The following is a 13,355-nucleotide window of genomic DNA, read 5'->3' as shown; positions in this document are numbered from 1 at the left end:
GGCTCAGGAGGAGGGCGGGGCGCTTGAGGCCAGGTGCGCCGGCAAGCGGCGCAAGGTCCACAGCGTGGTGAGCATTGCGGCAAGCGCGCACAACGCAATGCCGATCAACATCGGCGCGGGCGTATGGTCGGCGAACACCCCTACCAGGGTCATTGAAACGGCCGCGGTCACCATCTGGATCGCGCCAAGCAATGCAGACGCAGAACCTGCCACGGCGCCATGGTCTTCCAGCGACAATACACCCGCAGCCGGCAGCAACAGGCCGAGAAAACCGAACCCGATAAACAGCAAACTCATCATCAAGGGCAAGCTATCACCCCAGAATGTGGTGGCCGCCAACAGGGCCATGACCGCTGCCACACCCACCACCGACCAGCGAATCAACGGCGCAAGGCCAAAGCGCACACTCAAGCGTGCAGTCAGTTGGCTCATGGCGAAAAACGAGGCGGCGTTGAGGGCAAAACACAGACTGAACTGCGCCGGTGTCAGGCCGAAATACTCGATGTACACGAAGGGCGCACTGCCGATAAACACAAAGAAGGTCGCAAGGCCAAAGCCGCACACGACCGATAAGCCGGTGAATACCGGGTCACGCAACAGCGCGCCATAACTGCCGAACGCATTGCCCAGGGTCTTGCCCAAACGGCGTTCGGCCGGGTGGGTTTCCGGCAGTTGTACGACAGTCATCACCAGGCAAAGCACAGCGACCACCGCCAGCACAGCAAATACTTCGCGCCAACTCCAGATCGAGATCACCAGGCTGCCGGCCAGCGGCGCAAGGATCGGCGAAACGCTCATCACCAGCATCAGCAAAGCCATCAGACGCGCTGCTTCATGGCCGGTGTACAGGTCGCGCACGATCGCCCGCGGGATCACCATCCCCGCACAGGCACCGAATGCCTGTATGGCGCGAAAACCGATCAATACTTCGATGGTCGGCGCCAGCGCGCAGCCGATGCTGCCAATGGTAAATATCACCAAGCCCGCATAAATCGGCAGTTTGCGCCCGAACACATCGCTGATCGGCCCGTAGAACAACTGGCACACACCAATGATCATGAAGAACACGGTAAGGCTCATCTGCACCGCCGCCGGTGAGGCCCCAAGGCTTGAACCCAGGGTTGGCAGCGCAGGCAGGTAGATGTCGATGGCAAACGGGCCGACGGCGGTGATCAGGCCCAGCAGCAGGGCGAGATGGGCAATACTTCGAGACATTATGCAGGTCCGGCTGGAGCAAAGGACGGCCAGCTTAAGTGAAACGCGCAGATCCGCAAACTTAGGCTTCACTAACAAGCAGTTGTTGCCGATACAGCTAACAGTGACACTTGAACGGTTGGGTTCCCAACCGAGGGTCCTGGCACGGGGATACCAGCATGACGATCAAATTACGCTTGATGCTGTTGATTGGGACCGGGTTGCTCACCGCCTTGATCATGAGCCTGGCCAGCTATTTGGGAAATACCCGGATGGGCGATGCGGTACAGGACAATGACGTCAGCATGACCGTACTGCGCAATCACATGGAAGCCGACATGATGCACGACGCCCTGCGTGCCGATGTGCTGGCGGCCATGTTGGTGGGGCTGGGCAAAAGCACCAGTACACCGACCGAAGTCAACAGCTCGCTCAAGGAACATGCCGAGCACTTTCGCCAGGTGCTGGCCGACAACTTCAAGCAGCCGTTGGACGAAGCAATCAAGACGAGCCTGGAAAACATCAAGCCCAGCCTGGATACCTACATCAGCGCCGGCGAGCGCATTGTCGCGCTGGCCCTGGACAACCCCGAAGCCGCCCGTGGCGAGCTGGAGACCTTCAATGCCGCCTTCAGTCGGTTGGAAGATCAAATGGCGGCCTTGAGTGAACTGATCGAAAACAAGACCCAGCTGACCAGCATCGGTACCCGGCAAACCATCAGCCAAGCCAACTGGACCCTGGCCGTGGTGCTGATCGCCAGCCTGTTACTGCTGCTGGCACAAGGGCGCTGGGTCATTCTGAGCATCATGGGCCCGCTGCGTACCGCCAGCCACATTGCCGACAGCATCGCCCATGGCAACTTGAGCGAACCCATCATTGAGCCGAAAAGTCACGACGAAGCCAGTGCGCTGATTCGCAGTCTGGCCACCATGCAGCGGGATTTGCGCGGCATGATCGAAGTGGTTCGCAGCAACGCCCATGGCGTCAATGGCATGAGCGAACAACTGAGCCAGGGTTGCCATGAAGTCGCAGGCAGCAGCCAACAGCAAAGCGCCGCCGCCAGCACCATGGCCGCCGCCGCCAGCGAAATGACCGCCAGCATCGAAGAAATCACCCGCCATGCCCAACGTGCCCTCGACATGGCCAACCAGGCTGAAACCCTGGCCAAGGATGGCGGCCGCGTCATTCACCAAGTGGTCAGCGACATGGACGGGATTGCCCGTTCAGCGCAGCAATCGGCCCAGGTTATCCGCACCCTGGACAAAGAGTCCGAGGCGATCTACAGCATTATTCAAGTGATCAAAGGCATCGCCGACCAGACCAACCTGCTGGCCCTGAACGCCGCCATCGAAGCCGCCCGCGCCGGAGAGCAGGGTCGCGGTTTTGCAGTCGTCGCCGATGAAGTACGCAGCCTGGCCGGACGCACCAGCGCATCCACCCAGGAGATCGCCAGCATGGTCGGGCGCATCCAGCAAAACACTCGGGAAGCGGTGACCAGCATGGAGGAGGGCGTTGCTCAAGTGGACAAGGGCATGGCCGTTACCGCCGAAGTCGAACGCGCCATTCGCGAGATCCTCCAGGCTACGCTCAGCACCACCGAATTGGTCAACGATATTTCCCGAACTATCAGTGAGCAAAGCCTGGCCAGCAACGAAATTGCTCATCAGGTGGAGATGATTGCAGGCATGTCGCAAAGCAACAGCCGCGTGATTGGGGACACTGCGTCGACGACGGATGAATTGTCGAGTTTGGCGGGGAAGCTTTCGCAGTCGGTGGATCGGTTTAGGTTGTGAGCTGACATCCCTTTGCCAGGTTGGCAACCAGCCAACCGGAGTACGAATATACCCCATACGACCTGTGACCTCTTTCATAGCGAGTATCGATAATGCCTCGCGCGCACGGCATAATAAGAAGATTGCACCGGAGGGGTGTTGCAAGAGTGAATCAGGGTGATCGCAACGTGGTAACGAGGGTGATGCGCAGGTTTTCAGACGTCGAGATCGATGAAAGTGCTGCAAGGCCGGATGATTGGATGGCATCGGCAATTAAAAAATTCGGTAGCCGGCGGGAATGGAAGGACCTGTTGGAGTATCGCCGCATCTTGATCATTTCCGAAGCTGGCGCAGGCAAGACGTTTGAGTGCCAGCAACAGCAAAAACTACTTTGGGCCGACGGGGAAGCAGCGTTTTTCGTTGAGCTCAGCCAACTCTCGATGAACAAGTTAGACGACTTGTTGAGTCCAGAAGAATATGCACGCCTGGTTAAATGGCAGGAAAGCCGAACCGAGATTGCAACCTTCTTCTTGGATTCGATTGATGAACTCTCATTAACGCAAGGTACATTCCGACAAGCGCTCATTTCCTTGGCCAAAGGCGTCCAAGGCTTTTTGCACCGCATTCGGGTCGTCATTACGAGCCGGCCGGTGCCCATCGATGAGCACCTGGCATATAAGTATCTTCCAGCTTATGGCGATAACATCCTACCAGCAGCGATGCAGAGCTTTTCCGATATAGTAATACACGGTGCAGCACTTGCGCTGGACGAGGCGAGTTATTGGTGTCGGGTAGAGCTCGATTCGCTGACGCTGAAACAGGCTAGGGCATTGATCGTTCAACAGCATATCAACGATCCGGATGCGCTTCTGGCTGCAATCGAAAACGCCAATGCGGATGACTTTGCCAAACGCCCACAAGATCTGCTGGAAATTTGCAGTCATTGGAGAGAAAACCAAGCGTTGGGGAAACTTCAGGAGCAGATCCATGAAAGTGTGAAATTCAAACTCAATCCGACAGAGTCACGTCAAGAAGTCGCTGAGTTAAGCCCGAAGCGTGCAAGAGAGGGCTCCGCTCGTTTAGCGTTGGCAGCATTATTGGCGCGGCGGTTGAATTTCAAATATTCAACGGACGCGTCGAACGGGTCTAACACAGCATTAGACGTAGCGCAGGTACTTGTCGACTGGACAAAAGCTGAGCGAGATGCCCTGTTGCAACGTGCCATTTTTGGATTCGCTTCATATGGGTTAGTCCGGTTTCACCATCTGTCGGTTGCCCAGTTTTTGGCTGCCGAACGGTTGAATAGTTTACTAGACCAAGGTCGGCCTTTCCGTGACGTAAAACGACTTCTTTTTTCAACAACGACTGCCGGGCTGAAGATTGTAAAGCCGTCACTACGCCCCGTGGCCGCGTGGCTTGGCCTAAAAAATGATCGAGTATTCGACAGTGTTCTGAAATGCGACCCCAGCGTTATGTTGATCTATGGTGATCCTGCGTCTCTCAGCTTATCGCAGAAAAAAAGCGCGTTGCATGCGTATGTCCATTATTACGCTGCTGAGGCGTATAGGGGCCTTGCTATCCCTACCCTTCAAGCGCGAAGGTTGGCGGACCCGAAGTTGCACTCCACGGTCTCGGCATTGTGGTTGCAAGCCACTGAAGATAAGAAGGTCCGATACCTGTTGCTTGATTTGATCGCTTTGGCGCGCATGTCCGAATGCACCGATATTCCAATGAAGCTCGCGTTGGACGCTGGCGCTGATGATGATGAGCGAATCAAAGCGATCTCGACGCTTGGTGCTCTTTCAGATGCAGATTTATCGCCCTTGGTTCAAGATATTAACGATACCCCGCAACGCTGGCCCGATAAACTCGCTTTCCATCTTGTGCCTGTTGTATTCCCTCGCTTTCTGCCGTTGAGTGGATTGTTTCCTATCTTGCGGCGCTTGCGTAACTCCAGAGGCGAGGGCCCGGTTCGTAACCTCGCGTCAATACTGGTCACTGTTGATCTGTCTGGCGAAGTATTGAATGAACTGTGCAACTGGCTGATAAATCGGATAAGGGAAACTGCAACCTGGCAAGCCCCTGGTGGGTTGAATACCGAAGACGCTTCGCTGGTCACTTCGCTATGCTCGTTGTGCTCGCGTTTACTGGATAATGGTGAGGCGTCGCAAGAGACACTTCAGGCCTGCGTGCTGGCCGCACAACTCAGAATAATTGACCTCGATAAAAATGACTTCCCTGGAAGGCTGAGGGCGCAGCTTTCGGCGCTGCGTGGCGAGCCACGCCAAACGCTATTTTGGGCAGATGAGGCACTCAGAGCGCAATTTTTTTCACCTGCCGATGCTAAGGAACAGTACGACAATACCCAGAAACATGGCGTGCTCAGACTTGACTATGCCGTGGACTTTGAATGGGTGATCACAGCATTGGCGGATGCCAGTGTGCCTGCCAGCAAGCGTGAGTTCCTTTTGCAAGCAGCCTTGCATTTGAGTGCTGAACAACCTGAAGACCAGCACTGTTACGACACGATACTTTCCAGCCTCGCGGGGAACTCACAACTTGTCAGCGTTGCGCGTAATTTCACAACCCCTGTCGTGGAACAAGCGGTTGCTCCTACGGCACAACTGCGTAGGTCAAAAAGATCTGAACGGGCAAATCCGAAAATCCATCTCTGGGAGGCCTTCAGAAAGCGGGTAATGGATGATCCGACCACTGCGTTTTCTGACGAACAGGCAGAAAGAACTTTGCGTAAGCTATGGCTTGCTGGGCCAAGGCACACCTTTATACGATTCAGAGCCCAATGGGATATAGAACGAGTCGTGGCACATTTGGGAGTGAACGCCCGCGTGCCTCTTGAGGAAGCATTGAGTCGTGCCTGGCGTACTACGACTAAAGCTTCAGGCGACCTAGTAACAAACAACAGCGAACTCACAGAAACGCTGCGATTGGCCGCGTTGATTTTCAATGCCAGCCAACCGGGTTGGGCTGACACACTGACAGCGCTGGAGGTCCAACAAGCACTACGCTTGATCGGCCTGCGGGCACCTACGCTGGAGCGACTTCTTCCGGCTCTTTATGAAAAGCACCGCAGTGCTGTTGAGAGGGAGGCCAACGAACAGTTGAGTTTGGCGGGCAGTGAGGCAACGCCTTTGCTGGAAAGATTAGGCTCAATGGGTGTTTCGCTTAGCACTTACATGCAATCGGCACTCTCGCAGTGGTTGGAAGCGCAAATCAAAGCTGCTGACCGTACAGGGGTTTCTGATCGACTGATAGCCGTTGCAAATATACTCGCGCAGAGCGGCGACGTTCAAACACGTGATGAACTTAAGTTACAAGCCAAGCAGAACATCTTTGGTAAAGAGGCGGATCTGTCGATGCGACTCTGGGGGCCGGTGTTATTTCGAACAGACCCGCTTTCGGGTGTAAAGTGCCTTGAGGAAATTTTGAAAGATGCCCCCGTTGCTAACATGGGGCGAGGCGTAGAATGGTTCGCTTTGTCCTTCGCTGATTTGAGCCAGCGCAACCATGCTCCATTTTCATTCGCAAGCATGACGCCCCAAGTCCTACTTGATTTGGTTCGGTTGGCTCATCGACATGTCGATAAAAAATTCGACAAATCGGGAGGGCTTTCCAGCCAGAGCGATGTACGCAGGCAAGCCGAAAATGTGCGTAATAGGTTTTTACATGAGTTGCTTAAACAAGAGGGGGCTGCCGCCTGGGAGGCTAAACTTGAGCTGCTTGCAGATCCAGTATTCGCCGATGCTCGGGAGCGCGTGAAAGAAATTATTTTTGAACGGGCGGCCCTTGAGTCTGAAGGACGCGCGTTGTCAATGAGGGCCATTCAGCAGATCGAGGCGTCCGGTAACTTTGCTCCCCTGACACGCGAGCAGATGTTCATGCTGCTGGACGATCGGATCGAGGACCTCAGGAGTATGTTGCTGGAGGATACTTCTCCGCGCAGAGCCTGGAGCATCGTCGAAGATGAAAATACGCTTCGACAGGTTATCGCCCGCGAGCTCAATCATGCAGCCAAGGGTGCATATACCGTGGATCAGGAGAGTGTAACCGCGGACGGAAAAGAAACTGATATCCGCATGCGCTCCACTGCCTCCGAGCAACAAGCCGTTATAGAACTGAAATTAGGCGATAAGCCGCGATCAGCAAACGAGCTGCTCAGCGCCCTGCATGACCAATTATTGGATAAGTACATGGCCGCTGAGCAAGCTAGGTCAGGGTGCTTGTTGATAACGTTCGCAGGTAAGCGGACATGGAGGCATCCACATACACACAAAGAGTTGGATTTTGAAGGGCTTATCGCGTTCTTGGAAGATGCTGCGCAGCAGATAAATAACGCCCATTCGGGTGAGATACAGGTGATGGTTCGAGGCTTGGATTTACGTCCTCGGCTCGCTGTAGAAGGGGCTTGATTGACTTAGGTGGGGGCCAGTTTAATGCCGTAGGCTGGTGGAAGAGAGAGGAGAGATGTCTAAGGCAAGTGTACTGAAGTCGTGAGACCGTAGGTTGTAGTGGTCGCAGATGGGGTTCAAGGCGTGGTCGTAGGGGGACTAATAAACGCTAGGAACTTACAATAACTCTACTAAATGACTATTTAGTAGAGTTATAGCGTTGATTAAGTATAAGCAAGGGGGAGGGAGGCTCACCCATCCTGATTGAATACTGTGAAATTTGGAACTGGATTATTACTATGACAACCCGTCCAAGGACCGACCCATGCCTAAATTTTTAGCATTACCCTTGTTGTTTTTCCCCATGATCACCTGGGGTGACTGCACTGAACACATGCAAGCCTGGGCCGCGACCCTGCATCCACAGTTGACGTTGGACAGCGAACGCGCGACCTGCAAAGTCAATCCAGGAAACTCCAGCCAAGTGCTTGCTGCCTTGCCATTTGCGGTAAATGTCACTGAAGACGGGGACGGCGATTATGGCCTGGATGTCCTTGTCGCCGATGCCGCCAGTGGCAAGGTCCTTGCTCATAGCTACCAGGTAGCGGCAATCGAGTCCGACGCAATCCGCTTCAGTGGCTTGCGGCTGGACACTGCACGCTATCAACTTGCGCCCGGAATACGCGCATTTGGCGTACGTGTGAGCTATGACGGTTCGTCACGGGTCAACCCGTACAGCAGTGAAACCCTGAGTCTCTATTTGCACGATGGCTCGCAATTGCACCAGATCATGAGCAACCTGGAAGTAAGCCTTAACGGTGGTGAATGGGATGGCATGTGCGCCGGCGACTTCAACCAGACAGAGCGGACACTGGCGGTTGGCAAATCAGTTCCGGCAGGTTTCGCGGATTTGCGGATCACCGAAAAATCGAATACCCGTCATAGTGCTGTTGAAGGCGACGGCTGTGAAGAGACTCAGGGCGACTCGTCGACGGCGACGTTTGTGCTGAATTATGACGGCAGCCGATATGTGGTGCCGAAAGGGTTGTCGTTTTAGTGAGCAGGACTGGTTTGAGTGTTGAGGCCTTGGTGAAGGTTGAAATCTGGCTTCCGGAGCCCCCCAGCTCTGTATAGGACGGTACGCATAATGTATATTATGTTAAATACAAGATTGGGTCTGCCTCACTCATGTATCAGCATTTCGTAATGGCTGGACGCAAATTTGCCCCCCACCGATTGATCGGAAACGTGAACGAGTTAATCGGAAAGCTCCCCACATCAATCAGTTGGTTCACACAGCAAAGGTGCTATCTGACTTCCTGGCTGGCCACCTCATCGCTTTTTTAGGGTAACCAGTTTCCCTTCGCCGTCCGCCATACCTCCGCCCGTGCAAGCAGCGCACCAGCCGCTCCCGCAATGCCGAAGAGCCCAAGAGCCCAAGAGCCCAAGAGCTCTGACATCCCAAGCTTGTTGTATTTTGTAACGTTTCCAAACTTCCCTTACGCTCCCATCCTGATTGGCTAGCTATCAGGGTGGTTGGAATTGAGGGTTGACACATGAGGAAATGAGCGCTAAATATTGGATCCAATCACGCCAATGGAAGGCGGTAGATGCCAATGGAAGGCAATTAAATGATTAAGATGACACCCTCACTCCCTCTTACACCTGTTTGTCACCCACAAACATACTTATCCATTTTTTATACACTTAGTTCGGCTACTGACTAGGCGCTTAATTATGTCGGCTTAAGCATGGCCGTCATTTACGTGAGCAGCACAGTCGGAGCAAACAACCGCAGTGCAAACATAAAATAAATACAAGGATGGTTTTATGTACCGCCCCGATAAAAACTCGTCAATCCTCCGACTCATATTGAATCACTGTGACGCTGCACCCAATATGCCAGCCATCGTTACAGACAATAAAATCGTCAGTTACCAAGAGTTAAAAGAGCAGCTATTCAACGTGTCTGCTTTTATTCAGAGCAAGGGGATTGAACCCGGTAGCGTTATTGCTATTATGCAGAGTGAAATCAGCAGCGCACTCCCCGCCCTGTTGGGATGCTTACATGCTGGATGTATCTACTGCCCTATAGACCCGTTGATGGCAACGTCGAAAATCCAACGCACCTTAGCCGTTGCCAACGTTGAGCTCGTGCTCTCTGAATATGAGTTGCCTTATCAAAGGCAAAATGATGACCCGGAGTTTATTAATTATAGTGACCTGCCTGTCCGGGCGTCTATCAGCGTAAAGCAACACTATCACCCACTCGCTTATATTATGTTTACTTCCGGTTCAACCGGAGATCCGAAAGGCGTGGCCATTGGGCATGCCAATCTAATTGAAACATTTTTGGCTTGGCGCGAAGTTTATCAACTGAGCACAATCAAGAGGCACCTGCAATTTGCCAGCCTTTCATTTGACGTATTTGCAGGCGATTGGATTCGTGGACTTTGTTCCGGAGCAACCATTTACGTTCCTACGTCGGCCGAAAAACAAGACGCTGAAAGCCTTGCCAACTTCATCATCACGCACAAGATCGAGTGTGCGGAATTCACTCCCATCATCCTCAGGGAGCTTTACAACTATGCACTGAGCAACAACGTCATACTTGAAAGCTTCAAGCTGCTTATTGCCGGGTCTGACGTGATGCGCGTTAGGGAGTTCAACGATATTCGTAAAGTCATCGCTCACAACTGCCGCCTGGTGTTTTCTTATGGAACAACCGAAACAACAATCGACAGCACTTATTTCGAACCTACCGCTGAAGTCCTAAGCCGCCTGGGTGATGATGCCCCGTTGCCTATTGGCATACCCTTCCCCTGCACTCACATTGCCATTCTGAACAAAGATGGTACTCATGCCGATGTGCACGAGGTCGGCGAACTCTACATAGGTGGCGGTGGCGTTGGGCAAGGTTACGTACACCATGATCACAGAACGTCAGGACGATACCTGCGCCGTCTTCCACACGGGCGCCACGGTCGATGGTACCGAACGGGTGACCTCGCTTCATATGACGGCAAGATCTTCAGCCTTCATGGCCGCGCCGACGCGCGGGTTAAAGTACTCGGCAAGTTGGTCGACCTGACAGAGCTTGAGTCTCACTTGCGTGACCATGAAGACGTACTGGAATGTGTCGCCACTACTACGCCGCACGAAGTCGACAAAAAAATCTTACTGCTCATAAAGCTCAAGCCTCACCGCACACAACCCACTCACGAAGTCATCGTTAAGCATGTCTCGCATCTTGATGATTATCCCGTTAACCGCACAGATATCTATTTCGCACAGGATCTGCCGATGACCATGACCGGCAAAATCGATCGAAATGAAGCAAGTAAAATAGCTATCAAACTCCAGGCAGGGGCGTCCAAATGAGAGTTTTACAAATTGGTGCAGGGCCAACAGGCGTTAGCCTGTTCATACAACTGTATTCCCAACTCGCAAAACAAGACCCGGTGCTTGAATATGTTATTGCTGACGGGCTCAAGCCGGGCGCTGGCTTGGCTTTTGGGACTCACTATAACAGTCACATCATTAACCTCCCGGCTTCTATCATGAGCCTGAACCCGGAAAACCCTCTTGAGTTTGTAGAGTGGCGAGCAAAAAATCAGTCATTGTGGCAAGCAGCATCACTTGAAGAAAACCAGGCGTGGTCGGAGTTCCCGCAACGTCGCTTGTTTGGTATCTATGTGGAGCATCAGTTACAAAACGCTTTGAATAACGCACCTTATGCTGAACTTATCAATACCGCAGTGACCTGCGTTACCCCCATCAAGTCGGTCAAAAAATTTACCGTAGAATTTGAAAACGGCACCGAGGAAATTTTTGACAAGGTGATTGTATGCATTGGCCATGCACCTAAATCGCCGTTGTTATCCAGCACGTCAAAAAAACTGCTCCGCTCTCCTTATCAAGGTTTGAAAATACCTGCCGATGCTACGGTGGGGATCATTGGTTCTCGACTCACAGCAATTGATGCAGTCTTGGCGCTTCAAGAAAAGGGGCATACTGGAAAAATCTTTATGGTTTCCAGAGCGGGTAAGCTACCCAAGGTGATTGCTGAGCACTCCGGATATGACGCTGAAGCGTTTACTGCTGCTCTTCTGGATGAAAAAACTCAGACGTTAGAGTCGATACTGGCGATCCATAAGAAAGAACTCGATAAGGTCACCAACCACCTTATTGACTGGAATGCCCTATTACACGCAGGACCAACCAAGGCTGAAGAGCTTGAGCAAGAACTGCACAACTGCTCTGAGGGCAATCATCTCTGGCAAAGCGTTTTGCTCGCGTCCTATACAGTTGTTGACAAGCTCTGGTCGAAACTTAGTGACGACGACAAAGCAACGTTCATGACTAGATACTATGGTCCTTGGATGACGTACCTGGCCGCATTTCCTGCGTTTAGCGCCACTCGTATATTGCAGTTGATGAAAGCTGAGCAATTACACATTTTCTCGGATCTTCAAGGAATCGAAGCTACCGAGTCGAGCTTCGAAATTTATCACGGCCAGAGCGAATGTTTGTGTGTCGAGTATCTGATTGATGGCCGCGGCGCTGGTTACGATGAAGCTGACCTCAAAGAGTTGCCCGTTTTGAGAAACATGTTGGTCAATGGCACGATAAGTACTCACCCCCTGGGCGGTGTCTCCATCAACCCGTTGACGTATCAAGCCCTGTCCCGCCGTGGCGACGAAGTCCCTGGCCTATTTTTCGTGGGTGATATGACCAAGGGTGAATTCTTGGCTACCACTGATGTGGTACGCAGCGTCATGCACGGTGTCGCTGCCACCTCCGCCATCCTCTCCAGGACACTGACATGAGGCAGGTGCTTCAAAACGAACTTCACGCGCAAAAATCCGGGCTCGCTCAGCTGTCACATGCGATTCTAGCGAGCCTTGGGGTACTCACTTTTGAGCCTGGTTTCAATCTCCAACCTGCGAATAAAATCATCGTTTTCATGGTTGACGGTTTAGGGCTGCGATTACTTGATGAGTATTGCTCCCACGCACCGTTTCTGAAAACGCTGCTGGGTCGTAGCCAGTCTTTCAGGGTTGGGTTTCCTGCAACCACGGCTACCAGTTTGGCCTCCTTTGCCCTTGGGCAAGGGAGCGGCGAGCACGGAGTGGTGGGCAGCCGATTCGCGTTGGATGCTCAGACATCGTTCACCCCACTTCCATGGAAATCAGGCAGTCCTCATCACGATCAAGATCTGATCGTTGAATCGTCGATTTTTAAAGATGAAACTACAGCCTGGGAAACTGCCAGGGAACAGGGCCTGAACATAGAGTGCATACTCCCAGCGAAATTCGTAGACTCTCGTTACAGCAAAGCTGTCTACAGAGGAGCTACTTTCACTCCCTACGAAGACTACTCCCACTGCGGCTTTCGGATTAGAAACGCCCAAAAAAACTTATCAAGACAGCTGATTTACGTCTATCTTGGCGAGTTGGATTACGCGGGTCATATTCACGGACCCCATTCGCAGGCCTGGTTAAACCGCCTGCAGGAGGTCGACACCCTAATCTCTTCCATCGCCAGTACGCTGACTCAAGGGACGCAACTGCTAGTCACCGCCGATCATGGCATGACAACCCTTTGCTCCGAAGTAAGCTTTGACTTCGACTCTGATCAGCACTTGCAAGAAGGTGTGGCATGGATTGCTGGCGACATTCGAGCTCGGCACGTCTACGTGAAAGACGGCAACTTCCCCGCCGTGATGGAGCGCTGGAAAAACAAACTGGGTGATGACTTTACGGTACTTTCCCGTAGCCAGGCGGTTAACGAAGGTTTGTTTGGTGGTTCCACGAGGTTTGAACAACGTATCGGAGATATGATTGTGTATCCCACAGGTCAGGGCGGGATCTTGCAAAGCCTCAGGGAGAAAGACCAGACCTTATGGAACGGACATCACGGGGCTTTAACAGATGAGGATCAGCTTTCTCCGCTTCTAATCTACACCAACCGGTGACCCGTA

General features: G+C 52.9%; 7 protein-coding genes and 1 pseudogene. 7 read left to right on the top strand and 1 reads right to left on the bottom strand.

Annotated elements, in window-relative coordinates; all coding sequences use genetic code 11:
* Positions 1–3: 3 nt before the first annotated feature.
* Positions 4–1,215, bottom strand: coding sequence for a multidrug effflux MFS transporter (locus JFT63_RS11460; RefSeq protein ID WP_198843975.1), 1,212 nt, complete (start codon positions 1,213–1,215; stop codon positions 4–6).
* 158 nt (positions 1,216–1,373) lie between these two features.
* Here JFT63_RS11460 and JFT63_RS30080 point away from each other — a divergent pair.
* The 7 genes and pseudogenes from JFT63_RS30080 to JFT63_RS11430 form a co-directional block, all read left to right on the top strand.
* Positions 1,374–2,129 (top strand): annotated as a pseudogene (locus tag JFT63_RS30080) (HAMP domain-containing protein); the annotation flags it as partial.
* Complete coding sequence (locus JFT63_RS30075) at positions 2,124–2,987, top strand: methyl-accepting chemotaxis protein (RefSeq protein WP_407071385.1); 864 nt, start codon at positions 2,124–2,126, stop codon at positions 2,985–2,987. The pseudogene JFT63_RS30080 and the gene JFT63_RS30075, both read left to right, overlap by 6 nt.
* 146 nt (positions 2,988–3,133) lie before the next feature.
* Entirely contained in the window at positions 3,134–7,393 is a 4,260-nt protein-coding gene (locus JFT63_RS11450) for a hypothetical protein (protein WP_198843973.1), read from the top strand.
* 304 nt (positions 7,394–7,697) lie between these two features.
* A complete protein-coding gene (locus JFT63_RS11445) occupies positions 7,698–8,429 on the top strand; it encodes a hypothetical protein (protein WP_186562741.1) in 732 nt (243 codons plus the stop codon).
* A gap of 773 nt (positions 8,430–9,202) precedes the next feature.
* A complete protein-coding gene (locus JFT63_RS11440; protein WP_198843972.1) occupies positions 9,203–10,753 on the top strand; it encodes an AMP-binding protein in 1,551 nt (516 codons plus the stop codon).
* Entirely contained in the window at positions 10,750–12,201 is a 1,452-nt protein-coding gene (locus tag JFT63_RS11435) for an FAD/NAD(P)-binding protein (protein ID WP_198843971.1), read from the top strand. The genes JFT63_RS11440 and JFT63_RS11435 overlap by 4 nt, the downstream gene beginning before the upstream one ends.
* Positions 12,198–13,349 carry an alkaline phosphatase family protein gene (locus JFT63_RS11430; protein ID WP_198843970.1) on the top strand — a complete coding sequence of 384 codons (1,152 nt, stop codon included), beginning with the start codon at positions 12,198–12,200 and terminating at the stop codon, positions 13,347–13,349. The genes JFT63_RS11435 and JFT63_RS11430 overlap by 4 nt, the downstream gene beginning before the upstream one ends.
* Positions 13,350–13,355: the final 6 nt, after the last annotated feature.

This window comes from Pseudomonas sp. MF7453 (genome assembly GCF_016405455.1).
Classification (GTDB): domain Bacteria; phylum Pseudomonadota; class Gammaproteobacteria; order Pseudomonadales; family Pseudomonadaceae; genus Aquipseudomonas; species Aquipseudomonas paralactis.
Note: the sequence above shows the minus strand (reverse complement) of the source record. Positions and strands in the feature narration are given on the sequence as shown.